20 protein-coding genes and 1 pseudogene are annotated in these 22404 nt (G+C 36.9%); 10 read left to right on the top strand and 11 right to left on the bottom strand.

Translation table 11 applies throughout. From position 1 onward, the window contains the following. Nucleotides 1–213 precede the first annotated feature (213 nt). Nucleotides 214–642 (bottom strand): chlorhexidine efflux PACE transporter AceI, encoded by a 429-nt coding sequence (gene aceI, locus ACSC97_RS12800; protein ID WP_075696639.1) that lies wholly within the window; start codon nucleotides 640–642, stop codon nucleotides 214–216. Between the two features lie 88 nt (nucleotides 643–730). Here aceI and ACSC97_RS12805 point away from each other — a divergent pair, with 88 nt between their 5' ends. The 4 genes from ACSC97_RS12805 (at nucleotide 731) to ACSC97_RS12820 (ending at nucleotide 4724) form a co-directional block, all read left to right on the top strand. After that, on the top strand, nucleotides 731–1621 hold the full coding sequence (locus ACSC97_RS12805) for a LysR family transcriptional regulator (RefSeq protein WP_234857142.1): 891 nt from the start codon (nucleotides 731–733) through the stop codon (nucleotides 1619–1621). 104 nt (nucleotides 1622–1725) lie between these two features. After that, nucleotides 1726–2715 carry a transaldolase gene (gene tal / locus ACSC97_RS12810; RefSeq protein WP_005402398.1) on the top strand — a complete coding sequence of 330 codons (990 nt, stop codon included), beginning with the start codon at nucleotides 1726–1728 and terminating at the stop codon, nucleotides 2713–2715. 72 nt (nucleotides 2716–2787) lie between these two features. Continuing rightward, nucleotides 2788–3438, top strand: a complete 651-nt coding sequence (leuE, locus tag ACSC97_RS12815) for a leucine efflux protein LeuE (RefSeq protein ID WP_416688641.1) — start codon at nucleotides 2788–2790, stop codon at nucleotides 3436–3438. Nucleotides 3439–3545: 107 nt separating this feature from the next. Beyond that, nucleotides 3546–4724, top strand: coding sequence for a benzoate/H(+) symporter BenE family transporter (locus ACSC97_RS12820; RefSeq protein ID WP_436661298.1), 1179 nt, complete (start codon nucleotides 3546–3548; stop codon nucleotides 4722–4724). A 42-nt stretch (nucleotides 4725–4766) separates the two neighbouring features. Here the strand turns inward: ACSC97_RS12820 and ACSC97_RS12825 are convergent, their stop codons facing one another. From ACSC97_RS12825 to pepN, 5 genes are all read right to left on the bottom strand, one after another. Then, the gene (locus ACSC97_RS12825; RefSeq protein ID WP_436661300.1) at nucleotides 4767–6599 is read right to left on the bottom strand and encodes a monovalent cation:proton antiporter-2 (CPA2) family protein; all 1833 of its coding nucleotides are present in this window, start codon (nucleotides 6597–6599) and stop codon (nucleotides 4767–4769) included. Nucleotides 6600–6773: 174 nt separating this feature from the next. Then, nucleotides 6774–7193: an RDD family protein gene (locus tag ACSC97_RS12830; RefSeq protein ID WP_004954991.1), complete on the bottom strand. Its 420-nt coding sequence runs from the start codon at nucleotides 7191–7193 to the stop codon at nucleotides 6774–6776. A gap of 69 nt (nucleotides 7194–7262) precedes the next feature. Continuing rightward, nucleotides 7263–7949, bottom strand: coding sequence for a dienelactone hydrolase family protein (locus ACSC97_RS12835; protein WP_436661303.1), 687 nt, complete (start codon nucleotides 7947–7949; stop codon nucleotides 7263–7265). Nucleotides 7950–8082: 133 nt separating this feature from the next. Next, nucleotides 8083–9462: an L-serine ammonia-lyase gene (locus tag ACSC97_RS12840; protein WP_099948845.1), complete on the bottom strand. Its 1380-nt coding sequence runs from the start codon at nucleotides 9460–9462 to the stop codon at nucleotides 8083–8085. A gap of 130 nt (nucleotides 9463–9592) precedes the next feature. Further along, a complete protein-coding gene (pepN, locus tag ACSC97_RS12845; RefSeq protein ID WP_436661305.1) occupies nucleotides 9593–12199 on the bottom strand; it encodes an aminopeptidase N in 2607 nt (868 codons plus the stop codon). Nucleotides 12200–12545: 346 nt separating this feature from the next. On the opposite strand from pepN, the gene ACSC97_RS12850 reads away from it, so the two are divergent. Then, nucleotides 12546–12803: a hypothetical protein gene (locus ACSC97_RS12850; protein WP_004955000.1), complete on the top strand. Its 258-nt coding sequence runs from the start codon at nucleotides 12546–12548 to the stop codon at nucleotides 12801–12803. Nucleotides 12804–12862: 59 nt separating this feature from the next. Here ACSC97_RS12850 and ACSC97_RS12855 read toward each other — a convergent pair whose 3' ends face one another. Both ACSC97_RS12855 and ACSC97_RS12860 read right to left on the bottom strand, forming a co-directional pair. Next, the gene (locus ACSC97_RS12855) at nucleotides 12863–13336 is read right to left on the bottom strand and encodes a DUF2147 domain-containing protein (RefSeq protein WP_004955003.1); all 474 of its coding nucleotides are present in this window, start codon (nucleotides 13334–13336) and stop codon (nucleotides 12863–12865) included. 210 nt (nucleotides 13337–13546) lie between these two features. Then, entirely contained in the window at nucleotides 13547–14020 is a 474-nt protein-coding gene (locus tag ACSC97_RS12860; RefSeq protein ID WP_004955004.1) for a DUF2147 domain-containing protein, read from the bottom strand. A 337-nt stretch (nucleotides 14021–14357) separates the two neighbouring features. Between ACSC97_RS12860 and ACSC97_RS12865 the strand changes: the two genes are divergently transcribed. Beyond that, the gene (locus ACSC97_RS12865; RefSeq protein ID WP_436661308.1) at nucleotides 14358–15518 is read left to right on the top strand and encodes a hypothetical protein; all 1161 of its coding nucleotides are present in this window, start codon (nucleotides 14358–14360) and stop codon (nucleotides 15516–15518) included. Nucleotides 15519–15554: 36 nt separating this feature from the next. Further along, nucleotides 15555–16373, top strand: a complete 819-nt coding sequence (gene thiM / locus ACSC97_RS12870) for a hydroxyethylthiazole kinase (protein ID WP_436661310.1) — start codon at nucleotides 15555–15557, stop codon at nucleotides 16371–16373. A 36-nt stretch (nucleotides 16374–16409) separates the two neighbouring features. Here the strand turns inward: thiM and ACSC97_RS12875 are convergent, their stop codons facing one another. After that, nucleotides 16410–16772 (bottom strand): 5-carboxymethyl-2-hydroxymuconate Delta-isomerase, encoded by a 363-nt coding sequence (locus ACSC97_RS12875; protein ID WP_346809150.1) that lies wholly within the window; start codon nucleotides 16770–16772, stop codon nucleotides 16410–16412. Nucleotides 16773–16781: 9 nt separating this feature from the next. Next, entirely contained in the window at nucleotides 16782–18494 is a 1713-nt protein-coding gene (locus ACSC97_RS12880) for an AAA family ATPase (RefSeq protein WP_168154467.1), read from the bottom strand. A gap of 159 nt (nucleotides 18495–18653) precedes the next feature. Here ACSC97_RS12880 and ACSC97_RS12885 point away from each other — a divergent pair, with 159 nt between their 5' ends. From ACSC97_RS12885 to eutB, 3 genes and pseudogenes are all read left to right on the top strand, one after another. Beyond that, nucleotides 18654–19619: an alpha/beta hydrolase gene (locus ACSC97_RS12885; protein ID WP_436661313.1), complete on the top strand. Its 966-nt coding sequence runs from the start codon at nucleotides 18654–18656 to the stop codon at nucleotides 19617–19619. A gap of 281 nt (nucleotides 19620–19900) precedes the next feature. Then, on the top strand, nucleotides 19901–21349 hold the full coding sequence (gene eat / locus ACSC97_RS12890) for an ethanolamine permease (RefSeq protein ID WP_199955812.1): 1449 nt from the start codon (nucleotides 19901–19903) through the stop codon (nucleotides 21347–21349). 4 nt (nucleotides 21350–21353) lie between these two features. Next, nucleotides 21354–21998, top strand: a pseudogene (gene eutB / locus ACSC97_RS12895) (ethanolamine ammonia-lyase subunit EutB); the annotation flags it as partial. Between the two features lie 51 nt (nucleotides 21999–22049). On the opposite strand, the gene ACSC97_RS12900 reads toward eutB, so the two are convergent. Next, nucleotides 22050–22404, bottom strand: a 355-nt coding sequence (locus tag ACSC97_RS12900) for a transposase (protein WP_436661315.1), incomplete at its 5' end; no start/stop codon positions are given.

Consider the following 22404-nt stretch of genomic DNA (forward strand, 5'->3'; position numbering starts at 1 on the left):
CAAAAGAACTTATTTAGACCAATCATCAAAGACTTCATTGATGACTTTATTCTCGATAAAAATCATCTGCTACCACAGAGAATCTATAAATGATAGTGCGTAAGTCCTAATTTATTAAAATTATCAAACTTTAATCACGTTGTACTAATCTTTTTAGTATTTAAAAAGCACCCTTAATCAATTGAAAAAGAGTGCTAGATAACGATCTCATTACTATGATGCAAATTTTGCATTTGGAAAGAAACGGTTTTCAATCGTGTCATAGCACCATTGAAAAATAAATGTATAAACCAGAATACACATGGTCAAACCAAAATCTAGAATCAATGCTTCGATAAATGACATATTCATCATATAAGCAATAATTGGAATGGTTGCGAGCATCAAACCGCCCTCAAACCCAATAGCATGCATAATACGAACAGGTATCGTTCTTTCCCATTGATATTTAAACTCAATTTTCTCGAAATAATGATTAAAGATCATATTCCAGATCACTGAAATAACAGCCATGATCACACCTAAAACACCTGTGACCTCAAGTGGCATACTAAAAATAAAACTTAACGCGATAGCGATGATGACCAATAAAATCACTTCATAACTGATCGCATGAATGAGCCTTCTTTTGGAAATCAACATTTTTAAAACACTCTTTTGTTTGGATATGGCTCATTTTATTTTTATAATTTTGATCAATCCAATCAGATTCTTTCAGTTTTATTGACAGATGAATATAAATCAAGAACAACTACTCATGTTCCAAACCGTCATGGAAACAGGTTCATTTTCAGCAGCAGCACGAAAGTTAGGTAAAGTCCCTTCTGCGGTAAGCATGTCGATTGCAAACTTAGAAATTGATTTAAACCTCAATTTATTTGACCGTATCGGACGTGAACCTATTCCTACTGATGCGGCAAAAGTGCTGTATGAAAAAACTCAATTGCTTTTGATTGAAATGAATCAATGGAAACAGCATGCTCACGCGTTGAGTAACGGTCTGGAATCCACATTAAATATTGTCGTGGTATCAGAACTATTGCACACAAATTGGACAGATTACATCACATTGCTCGAACAAAACTTTCCGAGTTTAGCAATCAATATCGTCTCTGCTCCACAAGAAGATGCTTTACAAATGTTGCTCGATCAATCTGCTCAGCTGGCTTTAATGTTTGAACGTGAACAATTGGATAGCCGCGAACAATTTGTTGAATTAAAAAGAGAAGCTTTAATACCTGTCATCTCAATAAATCATCCCATCGCACAGTTGAATAAAGTTTCATTTGAGCAAATGGTGCAAACACGCCAAATTGTTGTCGCAAGTCGGGACAATACCATCAAGCCAGAACTCCTATTTTCTAAAGAGTACTGGCGTACTGATAACCATCATTCAGCATGCATGATGATTGTGAGAAATCTGGGTTGGGGTGTATTGCCATTGGAAATGTTCAATGAGAACCCAGAACTGAAGAAAAAATTAAAGATTTTAGAGATTTATGACTTCACACCTAAATTTGAATATTATGTTGATTTGGTATGGAGCAGAGAAAGTAATTTAGGAGCTGCTGCCCAATTTTTAATTGAGTACATACGTAAACAACGTAAAGATCAAATATAAAATAGTAATTCGGTATTTAAATCCAGTGAACGGTGCTTTGCTTTCTTTTAGTTTGTGCTATAAAGAAGTTACCTATAATTTTGTTTATTAAGAACGTTATATCAATGACTCAAAATGCATTAGTCCAATTAAAGAATTTAACAACCGTTGTAGCTGATAGTAGTGATTTAGAAGCAATTGAAAAATTCCGTCCTCTTGATGCAACAACAAATCCATCATTGATTACTGCTGCAGCAGAACAGCCTGAAAGCAAAGAACTAATTGAAGATGCTTATTATCAAGCAAAAGAAGAAGGCTATCAAAGTGATGCATTAATTGAGCGTACGATTGATATTTTGACCGTCAAATTTGGTGTTGAAATTTTAAAATTGATTGATGGTCGTGTTTCAACTGAAGTGGATGCATCTCTTTCTTATGATACTGAAGCAACGATTGCTAAGGCGCGTGAACTTTCACAACTGTATAAAGGATATGGTATTGATCAATCACGTATCTTGATCAAGATTGCATCGACATGGGAAGGTATTCAAGCTGCAAAAGTTTTAGAAGCTGAAGGTATTCCATGTAATCTCACCTTACTGTTTGGTTTGCATCAAGCTCAGGCATGCGCAGATGCGAAAATTACGCTGATCTCTCCGTTTGTTGGTCGTATCCTAGACTGGTATAAAAAAGCTGAAGGTGTAGACCAATACCCGATTGAAAAAGATCCAGGGGTATTATCAGTGAAAAAGATTTATAACTACTACAAGCAACAAGGCATTCCAACTCAAGTGATGGGTGCAAGTTTCCGCAGTACAGCACAAGTACTTGGTTTAGCAGGTTGTGATTTACTAACGATTGCTCCAAATCTTTTGGCTCAACTAGAGCAAGACCAGCAAATTGTTGAACCACAATTAAGCGAAGCAACGGCAAAACTAGCTGAGAAAATCGAGCGTACTACACAAACCAAAGAAAGCTTTAAGACAGAATTAGAGCAAGATTTGATGGCGTTTCAATTACTACAAGGCGGTATTGATGGCTTTATCAAAGCACGTGATCAGTTAAGTTTACTGCTACGTCAGTCTTTTGGTATTGATGCTGAAATCAAAGCCTAATTAGTCGATTTTTCACCTATAAAAACTGATTTTTGTTATATTAACGAAAATCAGTTTTTTTATGAGTTCATCGTGTTTGGTATAACAGATTTAACCACTTATATTATTGGTACAATCTTAATTGTGTTATTACCTGGTCCGAACTCTTTATACGTAATGTCCGTTGCTTCTCGCTATGGTATTCGAACTGGCTATTTAGCCGCATGCGGAGTTTTTACAGGTGATTTCGTATTAATTCTTTGCACGGTACTTGGTGCAGCATCTTTACTTAAAGCATTTCCGATCCTATTTATTATTTTAAAATTAACAGGTGCATGTTATCTCGCATACTTAGGTTTTAAATTACTACAAGGTGCTTATCAAACTTGGAAAAAACCACCAATTAATGCTGAACTAGCTGATTTACCTCAACTTGATAAAGTACATCCCTATCGTACTGCATTGAGCATTAGCATCCTCAATCCTAAAGCCATCCTTTTTTTCTTATCTTTTTTCGTGCAATTTGTAGAACCCAATTATGCATATCCTGCATTAAGTTTTTTGATCTTAGCGATCATTTTGCAAATCATTAGTTTTAGTTATTTAACAGCACTCATTTTTTCAGGTGTAAAATTGGCAGGTTTTTTTAAAGATAACTATAAACTAGCGGCAAGCGGGATATTTATTGTCGGCATTTTATTCTTTGGTTTCGGTTTGCGTTTGGCTACTTCTACTATTTCTTAATACATATTTGAACAACTAATCAATTTATTCAATCATCTTTTAGCTACGATTTAGAGAACATTAACGCTATACTTTTCAATAAATTTTAATCAATTAAAGATGCATAGATGCAACGTGTAATCCAAGATTTTTCTATCCCAGCCGTTTTTGCGGGTTTTATTACCTTTCTGATTGGTATCAGTGTATCTGCAATATTAGTTATTCAAGGCGCTCAATCTCTAGGTGCAAATACAGCACAAATTAGCTCTTGGTTCTGGGCACTTGGGCTTGCAATCGGTTTATCTGGATTAATCCTCTCTTGGAAGTATAAATATCCCGTTGCTACTGCATGGTCTACACCCGGCATTGCATTGATTATTGCCTCTACAGGACATTACGATTTATATGAGGCTATAGGTGCTTTCCTTGTCTGTGGGGTTGCAATCGCACTAGTTGGATTTTCAGGTATTTTCCAAAAGTTATTAGCACATATTCCTCAAAGTCTAACTTGTGCCATGTTGGCAGGAATTTTATTAAAATTTGGAATTCAGATATTTAGTAGCTTAGAAACTCACTTTGGTTTCATTCTTAGCATGCTCATTATTTATCTGGTTTCAAAACGCTTATTTCCTCGATATAGCATCGTACTTACCGTAATCTTAGGTGCAGCAATTTGCCCACTGTTTATTGATTTTAAAATTCAAGCAATTTCTTGGTCACTCACTCAACCTATTTGGATGCAGCCGTCATTTTCTTGGTCCGCAATTCTTGGTTTAGCATTGCCCTTATTTGTGATTAATATGACTTCACAAAACTTGCCTGGGATTGCAATGATTAAAAGTTATGGTTATCACCCTCATGTCAATCAACTTGTAGGTTGGACAGGTGTTGCCCATATGATTTTTGCACCATTTGGCTGCTTTTCAGTAAATCTTGCTGCGATCAGTGCTGCTGTAAGTTTAGATGACCAAGCTCATCCTGATCCGAGTAAACGTTATATTGCAGGAATCAGTTGCGGTATTTTTTATATTTTAATGGGACTTTTTGCTGCAACTCTCGTCAGTTTACTGATGTCATTTCCGCAGATCTTTATTGTCGCACTCGCAGGTATCGCACTGTTTGCAACAATTAGCCATAATATTGCAGTTGCATTCTCAAATGTAGAAGAACGTGAAGCTGCTTTATTAACTTTTTTGTGCAGTGCTTCAGGTATTCAATTTTGGGGTATAGGTTCAGCATTTTGGGGATTAATTTTAGGTATATTCATTTTAATTTTGTTCAAATTTAAGTTAAAAAATAAGCCTTAGAATGACTAAGGCTTTATTTCTAGCTAATAAAATAATGAAAACTTACTTTTCATCTAAATCCTTTAAAGTCTCTTCGTCATTTAAAATTCGAGCAGCTTTTTTAGGTTGAATCAATGGAGCTGTTGGTCTCGGATGGCGATGTGAATATTGCAATCCTACGCCTGCATACACATCATCTGCCGCGATTTCTGTTTCAAAACGCTCTTCATCACGCTCACGTATTTCATGAGTAATGCGTTTTACTTCTTCCTGCTCAACGCCCAACTGCTGCAAAATAACGCCACCAAATTTGATTGCAGATTCGAAAGTTTCACGAATCATATAATCAACATTATGTTTCACCAAATGTAATGAATGCTCTCGGTCATAAGAACGGACTAAAAGCTTAGCAAGAGGAAACTGGTGCTTCACCAGTTCTACAATTTTGTTAGTGGTTTCTTTACTATCTACACAGACCACAACCGCTTGCGCTGTTGCGGCTCCAGATGCATGTAAAATATCGAGTCGTGATCCATCACCATAATAGATTTTGAAGCCAAACTTTTCTGCATTTTGAATCATGTCAATATCAGTATCGATAATCGTGACATCAACACCTCTGGCTAATAACAATTGACTGGTAACCTGACCGAATCGACCGAATCCAATCATCAAAACACTTCCTGTTAATCCATCAGCAATACTTACATTTTCAAGAGATAGCTTTTGTTTCGATACGGTGTAGCGTTTAAAAATAATCCCAAGAATTGGCGTTAGCACCATAGATAAAACGACGATAGCAGTAAGATTTGATTTAACAGTATTATCGATGACTTGCGCACTCACTGAGGCTGCGAATAACACAAATGCAAACTCGCCACCTTGAGCCATTAGTAAAGCCCGATCTAAAGCTTCGGTGTGCGAACTTTTAGTTACGCGAGCAACAATATAAATCATCAATGCCTTTGCAAACATCATTGCAATCACACCACTGACGATCAATTGCCAATTCTGTTTCACTACGGATAGGTCTAGAGACATCCCTACACCCAAGAAAAACAGCCCAAGTAAAATCCCTCTAAATGGTTCGATATCTGCTTCAATTTGATGTCTAAATGTGGATTCAGATAATAAGACCCCTGCGAGAAAAGCTCCCATTGCCATCGATAAACCACTAACTTGCATTAACAGTGCTGCACCTAACACAACGAGTAATGCAGCAGCCGTCATCACTTCTCTAGCCTTAGCTGCCGCTAATAATCTAAACAATGGATTCAGTAACCAATATCCCGCTGCAATCAAACCTGCAATTGCAATTAATCCAAGACCGATGCTTTCTAAACGAGTTGAGGTACTTTCCACGACGTGGTTCGGTGCCATGAAGGCTACAATGGCAAGTAAAGGTACGATCAGCAAATCTTCAAACAATAAAATTGAGACAATTTTTTGCCCATGAGGTTGAGTAATGTCTCCTCGATCACCAAGCAGTTGCATTACGATGGCTGTTGAAGTCAATACAAATCCAGCTGCACCAATAAAAGCAACTTGCCATGTGAATCCAAATAACAGCCCAACACCTGTTAACGCCAAAGCACAGACGATTATTTGTAAGGTGCCTAATCCAAAGATTTCCCGTCTTAAACTCCATAGATGTGATGGTTGCATTTCTAAACCGATCACGAATAAATACATGACGATTCCAAGTTCGGCTACATGCAGAATTGCGGCAGAATCATGAAAAAAGGCAAACCCAAATGGACCAATTACCAAGCCAGCAATCAAATATCCTAAGACCGAACCTAATCCTATACGTTTAAAGATTGGTACCGCGATTACGGCTGCTGCCAGTAAAACTACTGGTGCAATTAAACTCATCGAATGTGCCTCTGAACTCATATCGTTCTCATTTTTATCAATTCTTTATTATTCTATGTGAATCTATTCGAGACTTATACTACATTGGTGGGATGATCTTTCCTAATGTTTTGAAATTTGATACTTAAATATAAAAAAAATCGCCATATACGGCGATTTTTACGAAGATAATATTGGCAACAGTCAACCTTATTTTTACAACTCTCTCACAACAACTGTTTTTGCCATTTTGTCATGCCAACCTTGCTTTTTTGAATCAAATGCAACCCAAATAAGTCCAATAAACAAAACAAGCGTGGCAGGTATGTAGCCGATATAACGGATAATTCCTTGACCAACAGTGACATGATTTCCAGTTTTTTCATCTAAAACCTTTAAGCGTAATAGACGTTTACCCGGTGTACCTGCAAATTTAACCCAACAAAAAATATAGAACACTGCCATCAAAATTTGCCAAAACCAATCTGATGCTGTAGTCATTTGAAATGAATAGCTCGTTGCTTCTCTACCAAATAAAAGCGTAATTGGTAACAACGCAACAACGACAATGATTGAGTCAATAATGGAAGCAACTAAACGAATCCAAAAACCAGCATATTCGTATTTATAAGACATTTACCCCTCTCCTTTTTCTTTGTAAATATTCATAAACATTGAAGAATAATAAACTTCTCTTAATTTTATTTATATTGAATTTTGTTTTAGTTCTCTTTCAAAGAAATCTAAGGTTCGCTGCCAAACGACTTTCGCCTCGGGTAAACCTCGACTCACACTGCGGAAACCATGCGGCATATTATAAGTATAAGCTTCTACACGATCACCTAACTGATTGATGAGTTTGTTACGTTTCGTTGCTGGGCAAAATGGGTCTACAGTTGACCAATGACCTTGTAGAATTCGGATATCATCTAAGGATTCTTTTTTCGGTACACCTACACCCTGAATACCCAAAGAATGATGATAAACCACAGGTGCAAGCATATCCTCACGTTTTGCCATTTGGATAACGTAACCACCTGTTAAGCATTGACCAAGCATACCAAGTCGACCATTTGAGCGTGGGTCAGCCTTTAATGCATCAAGTAACACATGAATCTCTTGATTAACTTCACTATCAGCGGCATTGATACGCCCAGCCTTACTGACCATTGCACGAATACAGTATTTAACTGCACCTCCACTAAATAAATTGGGTACATAAACCAAATAACCACGGTCTGCTAGATCTTGAGCATCTTCACGATAGACATCAAGCACGCCAAACAACTCATGTAGCAATAAAATAGCAGGTACTTTTTCTGATTTTTCAGCAGGTGCATAAACTTCTACTTCTATGTCACGTGTGGGTAATGTGATTGTTTTTATTTCCATGTTAATGATCCATCTTGTATTAAAATTAATCACATACTATTTATGACAATATTAATTGTCAAATAAAAAGGATGATATAAACATCCTTTCTATGAGATTTCCAATTTCTGTTTTTCAATCATTTAAATGATGCTTAACACTCTATCGAATTTACAGCTAAACCTCCTTTCGAGGTTTCTTTATACTTATCGGACATGTCTTTACCTGTCTCTTTCATGGTTTGAATGACTTTATCCAAAGAAACATAATGTTCACCATCACCATTGAGCGCCATCTGTGCTGCGTTAATGGCTTTTACAGCAGCAATAGCATTGCGCTCAATACATGGAATTTGTACTAAGCCACCCACAGGATCACAAGTTAGTCCTAGATTATGTTCCAATCCAATTTCGGCAGCATGTTCAACTTGTTCAGGTGTTCCATTTAGAATTTCAGCTAAACCCGCAGAGGCCATTGCACATGCTGAACCGACCTCACCCTGACAACCAACCTCAGCACCAGAAATAGAAGCATTCAATTTACATAAAATCCCAACGGCTGCGGCACTTAAAAAGAATTTTACAATCGTATCCTCAGATTCATCTTCGGAAAAATTCACGTAATAGGACAAAACTGCGGGGATAATTCCAGCCGCACCATTGGTCGGTGCAGTCACGACTCGACCACCTGCTGCATTTTCCTCATTTACTGCAAGTGCAAATAAATTCACCCATTCCATTGCATTAAAAGTGGTCGCGATCAGATTGCTATGTTCTTTTCTTAATAACCGTTGGTGAATACTTTTCGCGCGACGTTTTACATTTAATCCACCTGCCAAAATGCCATCATGCTGTAAACCACTTTGAATACAAGATTGCATCACATGCCAAATTGCCATGATTTTTTCACGTATCTCAGTTTCAGTTCGCCAGCTTTTTTCATTTTCTAGCATCAAATAACTAATGCTGCACTGATACTTTTTGCAAAGTGCTAACAGTTCCTTTGCGCTTTGAAATGGATAAGGAATCTGAGTTTTATCTTCAATAAAACTTCCTTGGTCTATATGACTCTCATCTAAGATAAAACCTCCCCCAATCGAATAATAAGTATTGGCATAGACTTCATTTTTTTGCTGATCAAATGCAACAATTTTCATTGCATTCGGGTGATAAGGCAAAGCTTCATCTATAAAGAGGATATCTTGATTCGCATCAAATGGAATGGGGTGAATCCCTGCAATTTTTAAAATTTTAGAGTTTAAATCGAGTTCTAGAGTTAAATGACTTTCTAGAATATTGATTGTTTCAGGATCATTACCCATTAGCCCCAGTAAAGTTGCTTTGTCTGTAGCATGACCAATTCCTGTTGAAGATAATGAACCGTATAAGTAAATTTTAATCTGTTTGACCTTTTCTAAATCACGGCGTTGTTGCAATACCTCGACAAAACGATATGCTGCTCGCATCGGTGCGACAGTATGTGAACTTGAAGGACCTACACCGATTTTAAAAAGATCAAATACACTCAAAGCCATGTGTGATTATTCCTATAATGCTCCCATTTCTATTTTTTATAATTTTTTAATTGAGGGAAATTCTATAAATGATAAAAAACAATAACCACAACCGTAAACGATTGTGGTTAAAGGTAAAACTTACTTTAGATTAAATACTGAGTAAAGAATTTAGTGTTTCAGAAACATTCTTAGATTTAACTTTCGGCTGCATCGCTTTAAGTGCTTGCTGTACCTGAGAACGCTGAGGTTCGGCTAAGGTGTACCAACGTGACAACACTTGTAATAAACGAGAACCTAAAATTGGATTTTTCTCATCAAGATAAGTCGCAAGATTAATGAAATGTTCAACGCCAAAACTCCATGTATTCACGGGACTATTAGATAATCCACCACTCACAGAGCGAATACGATTCGGTGTACCTAGATCATAATCAGGATGCTTAGTGAGGTATTCAATGGTTTCAGCTGTCGCATTAGGGTTAGATGACTGAATCGTAAACCATTGATCTAAAGATAAAGCTTCATCTTTAAAACGATTATAGAAATCATCCAATACCGACTGGGCTTGAGGTGCATCATTCCAAACAAGAACCCGCAAAGCACCTAAACGCTCAGACATATTTCCTGTTTGCTTATACTGCTGATAAGCCAAATCGAAAGCAGATTCATCACCTTGACGTGCCAACATATTTAACATGATGTTTTTCAGTGCACGTACACCCATTGCCAAAGAGAATTCTTTCTGCAAGTCAGGATCAAGCGCTAAATAGGTTTCCTTCCAGAACGAGCCAAGTTCACGTGCCAAACGATTTATAACTGCTTCACGTTTTTCACGTACTAATCCTGGTTCATAATCTTGATCGATACGGCTACCTAAGTAACTTTCACTTGGAACATCAAACAAACGTGATGCAAGTAAAGGATCTTTATTAACCAAATCAGGCAAAGTATTTTTAATTGCTTGGATGTAAGTATCTGCTTGATGATCTTCTAATAAAATACGTTCTAGCAACGTTTGTGTCGCTTGCCATTGGTTAAAACCATTGGTTTCATGTTGAATCAAGAAAGCCAGATCATCATTTGAATAATCAAAGCTTAAATTCACTGGTGCAGAGAAATTGCGTAGTAATGAAGCGACTGGTTGTTCGATCACATCTGTAAATTCAATAGTAGCTTCATCTTGATCAAATAGGTAAACGCCATCTTTCACATCATTTACAAACAGATCAGCACTATTCAAAGTGTACTGCTCACCTGTTTTTGCATTGAACAATGCTAAAGCAACTGGGATTGGTACAGCTTTCAAGTTTGGATATTTAGGATGTACTTTTAGACTTTGTTTCAAGCTTAAACGATAGGTCTTTGCAGCCGCATCGTATTCACCTTTTGCTTCTAGCTTAGGTGTACCAGGTTGGTTATACCACGTAAGGAAATTTGATAAATCCACACCTGAGCCTGCACTGAGTGCAGCAACCCAATCTTCAACAGTAACCGCTTGACCATCATGACGAAGGAAATATTCATCTGTGCCTTTACGGTATTTTTCTTTACCTAAAAGTGTTGCCATCATGCGGTTAATTTCCGCACCTTTTTCATAAACTGTTGCTGTGTAGAAATTATTGATTTCCACAAAATGATCTGGACGAGGAGGATGAGATAAAGGACCTGCATCTTCAGGGAATTGATGTGCTTTTAATACGGCAACATCATCGATACGCTGTACTGCTGCCGACTGTAAATCCTCAGAAAAAGACTGATCTCGGAATACAGTTAAGCCTTCTTTTAAACAAAGCTGAAACCAATCACGACAAGTAATACGGTTACCAGTCCAGTTATGGAAATATTCATGTGCAATCACCGATTGAACACGCATGATTGCAGCATCAGTCGTATATTCTTCATCAGCAAGTACACAAGAGGTATTAAAGATATTTAAGCCTTTATTCTCCATCGCACCCATATTAAATTGGCTGACTGCCACAATCATATAGTTGTCTAGATCATAAGGACGACCATAATGTTCCTCATCCCAACGCATCGAATGCTTTAATGCTTCCATCGCAATATGACATTTTGGAATATCTTTCTCGATCGCGTAAATTTCTAAGGCAACATCACGACCTTCAGAAGTTGTATAACGATCTCTCAATACCGCTAAATCACCAATCACACAGGCGAATAAGTAACTTGGTTTCTTGGTTGGATCTTGCCAAATTGCAAAATGACGATCTTCACCAGCCTCACCCGTTTCCAGTAAGTTACCATTTGCCAATAAAACAGGATATTTTTTGTCTGCTTCTACACGCGTTGTGAAGACAGACAATACATCAGGACGATCTGGATAAAAGGTAATTTTGCGGAAACCTTCAGGTTCATTTTGGGTAACAAATAAATCACCTGCCTTATATAAACCTTCCAGTTGGGTATTAGACTCTGGGTGAATGATCACCTGAGTTTGAATAATGACCTCATCTGGTGCATCGGTGATCTTTAATTGCTCTGTATCTAACTCATATTGATCGGCAGTTAATAATTCACCGTTGAGTTGAATACATTTAAGTTCTAAATCACGTCCTAATAAGATTAAAGCACCTGCCGCTTGTCTCTTCATCACTAATGTTGAATCAACAATCGTATGATCATCATAGACTTGTATATTTAAGTTGATTGATTCAACTAAAAAAGATGGTTTTTGATAGTCTTTCAAATAAATGGTTTGATCTGCTTGTACAGGAGGTTGCGCCGCAATATTCATCAGTAATCCTTAATCTTTCATCATGTCGTTAGATGGTCTTGTTGGCAAGACTTCTTGATTTGCAAATCATACGCCAACTTATAAATCCTGTCTTTAGAACCACAGTATCACTTTGATTAGTTTTATTGGGTTTGTATAAACGAATTTCAAATTTAAACGTTGAATCAACTTATCGTTTAGACAAAATTACAACACTGTTTTCCATTCTTAAATCAAAAATACAAAAGCAAATGTCACTCATCGACTAACTTACATTTTTTTGCTGTGTTTAACATTTTGTGCACGGTTATTGCTTAATCATATATGCCAAAGTAGGTATGTAAAAATAACAAGTGAGGGTTTTATTATGGAATTAAAAGCGCATCTATATCGTTTAGAAAACATTAAAGCAATTCACGATCTCGCAACGGCTGGAATTGATCATCAAGTTATTTCAGTCTTTTTATCAGCAGAAGGCATTTGTATTACACCAATTGAAGTAACAAATATTGTGAATACTTACGATGCCTTAGGTAAAGAAAAAGTCCCAACCAAAAAGGTACAAGCCTTACTCGCTGCTAAAAAAATCTGTCAGGAGGACGAAAATTTACCATGCCCTGTTTAATCAAATTCAACTCAACAAAAAACCTCGAATTAATCGAGGTTTTTTTATTCATTTAGAAGTTATGGATTAGCACTATCCGTTCTTAGCCAAACAACCGTTCGCCCGAGAGCAGAAACACCCATATAACCACGCATACGAAGACGCTTTCCTTCGCCAGTCACAACACCCTTGCCTTTGTAGATGCGACCCGAAGTCGGTTCCAACACACGACCATCAATATATGAGTCAGGTTTATTTGGATCTTCTCTAAATCCTGAAAGAATTTGCAGTCCCAATATCGGCTTATTGGTAAAAGGTGCAGGACATTTTGAACAGTTTGTTAAGGCAATACCATGTGAATTTGGATAACGATAGACAATTTTCCCGTGATAACGCCCATCATTTCCTTTACGGATCTCAACAATTGAAAGCTGCTCACCTGTACGCTCTTCTATACTTTTCCAGTAACCTTCGATAGACGCAGAAAAACCTAACGCACTCACAAACGATAAACTAAGCCCCATGATTCCTTTCATGAGCATTTGATTCAACATATTAACCCCGTCATTTTAAAAACTAAATTATTCATCTTTATAGATTTAATGCGCGAAAACTAACATAGTTTTAAAAATTTTACACTGTACGCATGAGTTCTTTTGACTATAAAAGCAACATGATTAATCGTTATTGTTCACATAATTTCAATGTTTTATTCAAATAAAAAAGCCTGACATTTTTGTTCAGGCTTTCCTAATAAGTATAAATTATGGATTTGCGCTATCAGTACGAATCCATACCTGCGTACGACCTAGTGCAGAGATGCCCATATAGCCTCTCATACGCATACGCTTACCATCTGCACTTAACTGAGCTTTACCTTTGTAGATATTACCAGTTTTAGGCTCTAAGACCCGACCATCGATATACTGATTCGGTTTCTTAGGATCTTCTTTCAAACCCCAAGCGATTTGCAGTCCTAAGATTGGTTTATTTTTAAAAGGTTCAGGACATTTAACACAGTTCGTCAGTACTGCTCCACCTGGCACTGGATAGCGATACACAATCGTTCCAGTATACGTATTATCAGGTTTCTTTTTTACCTCGATAATTGAAAGTTGTTCACCTGTTCGATCATCAATACTTTTCCAAAAACCTTCAGGTGTAGCTGCAAACGTCATCAAACTGCATAAAGCTAATGACATGCCCATGAGTCCTTTCATGAGTGAGTTTTTTTGCATAAATCGCTCCGTAATGCAAAATAGATCCATCTGAGATACATATTTATTATAATGCTGAGTAACAGTCAATCAGACTTAAGCATATTTAATTGCCTAAAATTAGAAGATTTTTCAATAAAATCACATATTAATAAACTAATAAGAACCGATTCACACTTTAATGTTGTTCAACAACACCATTTGAGATTTTATCCAATCTGAATATCTTCAATTTCACCTCAATATAATTGCCAAATATCCAACTCATCTCATCGTCGTAAATCTATTTTAATCTTTACATCACAGATTATGCTCAACATGTATAATTGCCGTTTTGAGGTTCAGAGGTAATAATTCAATGGAATTACAGATTCTACAAAAACAGTTAGATGAAAGTAGCCATTGCCCTTTATGCCAAGCTTCAATGTATTGGGTTGAGGCTGAACAATATTCACAAGAAATTCAATTTCACGAATGTAGCCATTGCCAACATCGAGTCTTTACAAGTAGCAGTAAGTTAAATTGCCATTGTAATCAATGTACAGCTCAGCGTAAGAAACAAACACAACAAACAAAAATTCAAGAACAGCGTAAATACAAAGTCAAAGACGAAGTCATCTACAGCTTGAATCAGCTCAGCTTTATTCATAAGTTGTTCTTATTAAGTCTACTTGATGGATATGCCCGTGAAGATGTTCAACATGATGAACTCATTCATTGGAAAAATATTAAGTACCATGAGATTACACCAAACTATTTATTTCAAAATCAAATTGTTAAAGAGCTATTAAATAGTGGAATCTTAAAATCTCCAGATTCAAGTATCGAGACAGAAAGTTTTTACTTAAATATAAGACTTGATGGCTATTCTGATCCAAGTTTATTCAGTGTTGCTCAGCAGCTTCGATATTGGTTTTACGAAAATTTAAGTTTAGGTATTCCATTTAAAACAGTAGATGAAGTAAAAGATGCACTTTATCTTGTTTTATATCAAGAAATTGTCCAGTTTATGCAATTTTACTGTCGTACGTGGGGTATCCAAATTGCAGGTAATCGCTCTTTTCAAGGCTTTTGCTATCGATTAATGGAAAATCTAGCTGTTGGTCAACTCTTTTATTTGATTCAAACTGCATTGGAATATTTGTATAAGCAAAAAGCGCTACAAGTAAAAAATGAAAAGTTTATTAACACCAATCTCTTGAAAAAAACATTAGAGCAGTATCGAGAACGAGCAAAAACTGAGCGTTGGGAAACAAGCACTTTACCAAGACCTCATAACATTCCGTTGAGTAAAATGAGTGAAGTCTTGTTATTTAAATTTCTTGGTTATGATGAAAGTATTTTTTTCCAACCAATTTGGAAGTCATGGCGTAAGATTGAACCACGTTTAAATTTTTATTCAGTAAAGCGTTGTATGTATTGTGGTTCGAATGATCTTGCGGTTGATTATGATGCAAAAGATTATGTTTCGTTGATTTGTCGCCAGTGTAAACATCAAGACCACTATTTTACACGCTAAAATTTAGCAACTAGTTTCATAAAGTAAGGATTCGATATGTCTTTAAAACAACAGCTTATTGATCAAGTGATTGAGGCTTGGCATTCCTTACAAGACAAAGCCCCTCTTGTTCAATGTATCACCAATAGCGTTGCAACGAATTACACTGCGAATATCTTGCTTGCTGCCGGTGCTTCTCCAGCCATGATCGACAATCCTTTTGAAGCTGAAGCATTCACTAAAATTAGTTCCGCGCTTAGTATCAATACTGGGACCCCCACCACGGAACAAACTCAAGCGATGCTCATTTCTGCACGGACAGCACAGCAGCAACAAACGCCTTGGGTACTTGATCCAGTAGGTTATGGAGCAATTTTGCGATGGCGGAGCGAGACAGTAGACCAGTTATTAAACTTTAAACCCAATATTATTCGGGCAAATGCTTCTGAAATTAGCACCCTAGCTGGTAATCAAACAGAATCGAAAGGTGTAGACAGCACATTAAACAGCCAAGATGTTTATGAACAAGCAAAAAGCTTATTGCATTATTCAGAGTGTATTGCGATTTCTGGTGAATCCGATTTCATCATTTCAAAACAACTAAATACAGTGATTCAGGTGAATGGTGGTTGCTATCTTCAACCTAAAATAACGGCAACAGGCTGTGCATTAGGCGCATTGACTGCTGCGTATCACGCTGTAAGCACGCCTACAATTGCTGCACTTGCATCCCATATACATTTTGCTATAGCTGGAAAATTGGCGTATGAACATGCTCAGACTGTGGGTAGTTTCAATGTCGCATTTTTAGATTATGTACATATGTTGGATGATAATTTGATTCGGCAATATGTCGATATTGAACTTCTAAATTAGAATAACGTTATCTATGATGTCATTTGAAAACCAGTTTCAAATGACATCTTTAAAATAGTTATCTTTATCTATATCAATAACTTCAACACAAATTTGTGTTTTAAAATCTGAATCAGATTGTAAATATTTTTTTATTTTAAGTGCCTGTAAAAGTGCTTCACCAAGTTGCTTTTTCTGTTCTGCAGTTCGACCACTTAACAGATATAACTTGAGATGAATATATGCTTCTAAAGGCAGATTTATTCCAATTAAAAAACTCTGATCTTTGAAAATTCGTGACTTAATGTCCTGTTCGACAAATTGCTTTGAATCAAGCAATGTTGAATTAATTTGCTCTAATAACTGAAGTTCATCTAAATCAATCAAGTTAGCTGAATAGTTCACTATGATATGAGGCATATGGTCGTCCTATTCTATAAATAACAATGCCAAACGCACCTGATCATAAGCCATTCTCGGACTAGTTGCTTCAACAATCGGGCGTAATTTAATAGAGCCATCATCCGTAAAATGTTCTGGATTTTTACGCTTGCTCAATCGTTTATAGATTTTTCGAACTTCCTCAACAACTTCATCACCAGGATGTGCAACTGAAATATCCAAACCTTGCTCTTTGTGAAGGCGCGATAAATGATTGATGATGGTAGCTGGAGTCAAACCTCTCTCGTGAGCAATATCTTCAATTTCATAACCACCCTCAAACAATGCCTTCGTTTCATCCAAAGTAGCAGCCGCATAATTTTGCTTAGCTCCTTTGCTTAATTTTTTCTCATTTCGACTAATTTCAGTCGGGTTCAAAGTTCCCCCACAGTGTCGAATAAAGGCATTATGTTGAGTTGTCAAATCCATTTGTTCAAAGTTGATTTCCGCCTCACTCGAAAGCTCTTGAAAACGGCGATCAGCTTTTATTGCTAAACTATCCAACTCTAAAGCTTGCTCATTAAATCCAAGAAGTTTTAGACCTGTTAGTGATTTTAAACGCGAAAGCGCGACATACCCCTGACCTTTTTCAAAAGTATGGGTAAGATTGATTTCGGCAGCTTCTAAAGTCATTCCTTGGCTTTTATGAATCGTAATCGCCCATGCTAGGCGCAATGGAATTTGTTGAAAACTTGCAATCACTTTGCCTGCTTCATTTTCAATTGACCATGTTTCTGGCTCAACCAATAATGTTGTTCCATCCGTCAATTTTACTTTTGGCAAGATCCCTTGTGTATCATCTTCCTCGAAGCCAATCACCTCTCCCAAGCTTCCATTGATATATCCCATATCAAAATTGTTTTTTACAAACATAACTTTGGCATGCTTTTTCAAGGTAAGTTCTTCTGGAGCGCGAACAGATGATTTCAAGGTTTCAATCAGTTTTTCATTCCCATCAACAACCGCATTGAATTGATGGCTCTCGTTATCAATTTCATTCAAATGCTGATAATTAATGTTATCAACATCCATATTGTGTGTATAAAGACGTGTAAACGTCTCACCTATATCGTGATGCTTGGACTTCTGCAATGCTGAGATATGGTGATTTTGAATACTTTGAGCACGAATAGCGTTTAAAATTTGGTTAAGAATTTCATCGTCTTGACGATGTTGTTCGGTTAAATAGCAAACTCGAAATTTAGCTTCAACCCATGCATCAGACATAAAGCAAAATTTATCACGGTTGGCTTCACCGTTTCGACCTACGGGTGGTAACTGGAAAAAATCTCCCGCAACAATCACTTGTATGCCACCAAAAGCCTCATCGCTTTCTTTAAAATATTTTAAGACTTGATTAACAAGATTTAGCTGCTTAGCGTGCAGCATTGAAATTTCATCTATGATAAGAACCTGAGCATTTTCTAAATGTTCTTTTAAATACTTACGCTCTTTCATACGCTTAAGATCATCATCACTCAAGCTATCTTTAATTCCAATCCCTGCCCAAGTATGAATAGTCATACCATTCATATGCGTCGCGGCAATTCCAGTGGATGCAGTGATCGCTACTGGAACTTTACGCGCCTTGAGATACATGATGTATTGATTGAGCGTATAGGTTTTACCTGCACCAGCTGAACCTGTTAGGAAAACATTTTCCCCAGCTTTGAGTATATTCAGTGCAGTTTCTTGTTTCATAATTTCGTCAGTCAAAAACAACAGCACATAGCTTAACGATTTTTTGATAAAAATAAAAATCTAGCCGTTTAGAGAACTGCCAATGTCGCAGATTTGGATTGACAACATATGGTTTTCATTTAATGTGTTTGCTAATGAATTTTGACTCGATCTATAACAATGAATACTTCAAACCTTCATACATATCAAACAGATATATTAGGTGAGGATTATCAGCAACTGACTTTAAATTTTGCTGATGATTACGATGGCAAAGTCGTGGCAACATTAATTCGAAAAAAAACCCACAACCCAACAAAAAAAGCTGTTTTGTATATTCATGGTTTTGCTGATTATTTTTTTCAAACTGAAATGGCTGAAAAATTTAATCAACATGGTTATGACTTTTATGCGCTCGACCTAAGAAAATATGGTCGTTCAAAGCTTCCGCATCAGAAATTGTATTATGTACTTGATTTAAGAGAATATGATGCTGAAATCAGTAAAGCACTCGAGATCATCGCTAAAGAAAATCATAATCAAGTTCTATTGGCAGGACATTCAACGGGTGGACTCATCTCAACCTTATATGCTGCGCATTATCCTGATCATCGTTTAATTAAAGCATTATGGGCAAATAGCCCATTTTATGACTTTTATAAAAGTGTGATTGAGAAAAAAGTCGGTATTCCTCTATTAAGCGAAGCAGGTAAACATTTACCTAATGCCAAATTTCCAAGTGGACTAAACCCTTGGTATACCCCAAGTTTGCATAAAGACTTTTATGGTGAGTGGGATTTCAATTTAGATTGGAAACCTAAATCTATGCCATTTGTACATTTGTGTTTCGTTCACGCGATTCATGAAGCGCAAAAAGAAATTCATCGTGGTGTAAGTTTGAAAATTCCAGCGCTGATCATGCATTCCCATCAATCTAAATATCCTAAAAAATGGGGTATAGATGCGCAGCAAAGCGATGTGATTCTTGATGTGAAAGATATGATTCACAATGCTAAGAAAATGAAAGGTGATGTACAAACTTTAGCAATTCATAATGGTTTACATGATCTTGTTCTGTCGGCACCACCTGTTCGTGAAAACGTTTACCAACAATTGTTCCAATGGTTAGAACAAAAGATTCAATAATCATATTTATATTTGGCTGATTGAATCAGAGCAGTTATGAACTAGTTCTGATTTGGTCAGCTTCAATTTAAAAATGCACCAAATTTTGGCATTTTCTAAAAAAAGCCAAGCCATCAGCGCTAAAAACAAATAAATTCAGTGCATAAAAAATAGTCATAAATTTATAAAAAACCCAAATATTTTACCAAATGGAATAAAAAACACTCTTCTAACCCATTTAACGACATTTTAGGCATCAGTTTTGCACCTCATAAGATGAATAAATCTTATTGGAGTGTTTTATGAATCACTCAAAATCTCCCTCATTTACTGCAAATGATACGTCTATTAGCTCAGATGAATACTTTTCACAACGCCAACTTAAACAAGGATCTGTTGGTTGGATATTATTGATTGGACTCGGTGTAGCTTATGTCATTTCAGGGGATTTCGCTGGTTGGAATTTTGGACTCGCTCAAGGTGGTTGGGGCGGAATGTTTATTGCCACCATTTTAGTTGCGATTATGTATTTGTGCTTATGCCTATCAATGTCAGAAATGTCGACTATGATGCCAACTGCAGGTGGCGGATATAGTTTTGCACGTTTAGCATTTGGACCTTTCGGCGGATACCTGACAGGCACAGCGATATTGATTGAATATGCAATCGCTCCTGCTGCAATTGCTGTGTTTATTGGCGCTTATTGTGAATCATTATTTGGTATCAATGGGTGGATGATTTATCTAGCCTGTTATCTCATTTTTATGGGGATTCATTTAAAAGGTGCTGGTGAAGCGCTAAGCATTATTTTTGCAATCACTTCGATTGCAGTTCTAGCATTGATTGTTTTTATTGCAGCAATGCTGCCACATTTCCAATTTTCTAATCTTTTTAATATATCTACAACTTCAGCAGCAGGTGCAAACGCCTTCTTACCGAATGGCTATATAGGCATATGGGCAGCAGTACCTTTTGCCATCTGGTTTTTTCTCGCCGTTGAAGGTGTCCCTCTAGCAGCTGAGGAAGCAAAAGAACCTCAGAAATCTCTCCCTCGTGGATTAATTGGTGCAATGTTGATCCTGACGACTTTCGCATTACTTATTTTGATCTTAGGTGTTGGTGCCGCAGGTGCAGATACATTAAAAAATTCTGGAGCCCCTTTAGTTGATGCACTCATTACTGTGTATGGTAAGGATTCTTGGTTAGCAACTTTTGTTAATTTCGTTGGTTTAGCTGGACTGATTGCAAGCTTCTTTTCCATTATTTATGCTTATTCTCGCCAAATTTTTGCATTATCACGCGCTGGTTATCTTCCTACATCCTTATCATTGACCAATAAAAACAAAGCGCCTTATTTGGCAATTATTATCCCAGGTATCATCGGTTTTTTCCTGTCATTGACCAAACAAGGTGATGCACTGATTTTAATCGCTGTATTTGGTGCAACCATTTCTTATGTACTGATTCTACTTTCACATATCAAATTGCGATTTTCAAAACCTGATATGCCTCGCCCATACAAAACACCGGGTGGCATTCTCACCTCTTCTGTAGCACTCATTTTAGCAATTGCTGCAGTCATTGCTGGCTTTGTCGTAAATCCAGAGGTTTGGTTTATTGCAGCAACAATTTATGCCGTTTTTATCGCATACTTTTTACTTTATAGCCGTTATCATCTTATTAAAGGCACACCAGAAGAAGAATTTGCAAATATAAAATCAGCCGAACAAAGACTAAAAGAAGAAGGATAAAAATATGAGCTACCGAATGATGATCAATAATCATCAATATCATTTTCATGATCTCAAGACATTGATGGCTAAAGCGACACCACAACGTTCAGGAGATGAATTGGCAGGCATTGCTGCAGAAGATGCTACTGAACGTGTTGCGGCACAAATGGCTCTAGCCGAGTTGCCTTTAAAAGTATTTCTAAATGAGGCTGTAGTTGATTACGAAGCAGATGAAATCACCCGTTTGATTATTGATGAACACAATCTGGAAGCATTTTCGCCTATTTCTCATTACACCGTAGGTGATTTTCGCAACTGGCTCTTAAGTGAACAAGCCACAACAGAAACATTAAGAAAATTATCTTCAGGTTTGACCCCTGAAATGGTTGCAGCAGTGAGCAAGATCATGCGTAATCAAGACCTTATTTATGTTGCAAGTAAATGTGAGGTGATTACTCAATTTAGAAATACGATTGGTCTGAAAGGACATCTATCAACACGTTTGCAACCTAATCATCCCACTGATGATCTGTTAGGAATATCTGCAAGTATTTTGGATGGATTGATGTATGGTAACGGTGATGCAGTCATTGGAATTAATCCTGCTACCGACAACTTGCACAATCTTGCTGAACTTTTAAAACTTTTAGATCACATCATTCAAGAGGCTTTGTTGCATAAACATTCAAAAGCTGAGTTTTCCCCAATCCATTCAAATTTAAGTGACAACTTGGGTGTGAGGTCTACCTAATTCCGTAAATCTATTCAGAACTGCCACACGCGCATGAATTTCATTGACCTGACTTTGAAAATGTCTTGCCGTCAGCTTATCTCCTAATAATTTGATGCAATGCATCTTGGTTTCCACCAAACTACGACGGTGATAACCCGACCATTTTTTCCATAGGGTTCTGCCTAAATGTTTAACCGTTTGAAGTAACTCATTTCGTTCTATTGAACTTATTTTAGAATCTTTCCAGGGCTTGGCATTCTTTCTGGGTGGAATTACTGCATGTGCTTGACGATCTGAAATCACTTTTCTGCAGCACTTCGTGTCGTACGCGCCATCGGTA

This window comes from Acinetobacter sp. P1(2025) (assembly GCF_051390655.1).
GTDB classification, from domain to species: Bacteria; Pseudomonadota; Gammaproteobacteria; order Pseudomonadales; family Moraxellaceae; genus Acinetobacter; species Acinetobacter junii.

Coding starts and splice junctions, on each gene's coding strand:
- tal (WP_005402398.1), top strand. CDS start 1,726: ATGACTCAAAATGCATTAGTCCAATTAAAGAATTTAACAACCGTTGTA.
- ACSC97_RS12875 (WP_346809150.1), bottom strand. CDS start 16,772: ATGCCTCATATCATAGTGAACTATTCAGCTAACTTGATTGATTTAGAT.
- ACSC97_RS12830 (WP_004954991.1), bottom strand. CDS start 7,193: ATGTCTTATAAATACGAATATGCTGGTTTTTGGATTCGTTTAGTTGCT.
- ACSC97_RS12840 (WP_099948845.1), bottom strand. CDS start 9,462: ATGGCTTTGAGTGTATTTGATCTTTTTAAAATCGGTGTAGGTCCTTCA.
- ACSC97_RS12825 (WP_436661300.1), bottom strand. CDS start 6,599: ATGAGTTCAGAGGCACATTCGATGAGTTTAATTGCACCAGTAGTTTTA.
- ACSC97_RS12865 (WP_436661308.1), top strand. CDS start 14,358: ATGGAATTACAGATTCTACAAAAACAGTTAGATGAAAGTAGCCATTGC.
- ACSC97_RS12885 (WP_436661313.1), top strand. CDS start 18,654: ATGAATACTTCAAACCTTCATACATATCAAACAGATATATTAGGTGAG.
- ACSC97_RS12850 (WP_004955000.1), top strand. CDS start 12,546: ATGGAATTAAAAGCGCATCTATATCGTTTAGAAAACATTAAAGCAATT.
- ACSC97_RS12860 (WP_004955004.1), bottom strand. CDS start 14,020: ATGCAAAAAAACTCACTCATGAAAGGACTCATGGGCATGTCATTAGCT.
- pepN (WP_436661305.1), bottom strand. CDS start 12,199: ATGAATATTGCGGCGCAACCTCCTGTACAAGCAGATCAAACCATTTAT.
- ACSC97_RS12880 (WP_168154467.1), bottom strand. CDS start 18,494: ATGAAACAAGAAACTGCACTGAATATACTCAAAGCTGGGGAAAATGTT.
- eat (WP_199955812.1), top strand. CDS start 19,901: ATGAATCACTCAAAATCTCCCTCATTTACTGCAAATGATACGTCTATT.
- ACSC97_RS12835 (WP_436661303.1), bottom strand. CDS start 7,949: ATGGAAATAAAAACAATCACATTACCCACACGTGACATAGAAGTAGAA.
- aceI (WP_075696639.1), bottom strand. CDS start 642: ATGTTGATTTCCAAAAGAAGGCTCATTCATGCGATCAGTTATGAAGTG.
- ACSC97_RS12820 (WP_436661298.1), top strand. CDS start 3,546: ATGCAACGTGTAATCCAAGATTTTTCTATCCCAGCCGTTTTTGCGGGT.
- thiM (WP_436661310.1), top strand. CDS start 15,555: ATGTCTTTAAAACAACAGCTTATTGATCAAGTGATTGAGGCTTGGCAT.
- ACSC97_RS12855 (WP_004955003.1), bottom strand. CDS start 13,336: ATGTTGAATCAAATGCTCATGAAAGGAATCATGGGGCTTAGTTTATCG.
- ACSC97_RS12805 (WP_234857142.1), top strand. CDS start 731: ATGAATATAAATCAAGAACAACTACTCATGTTCCAAACCGTCATGGAA.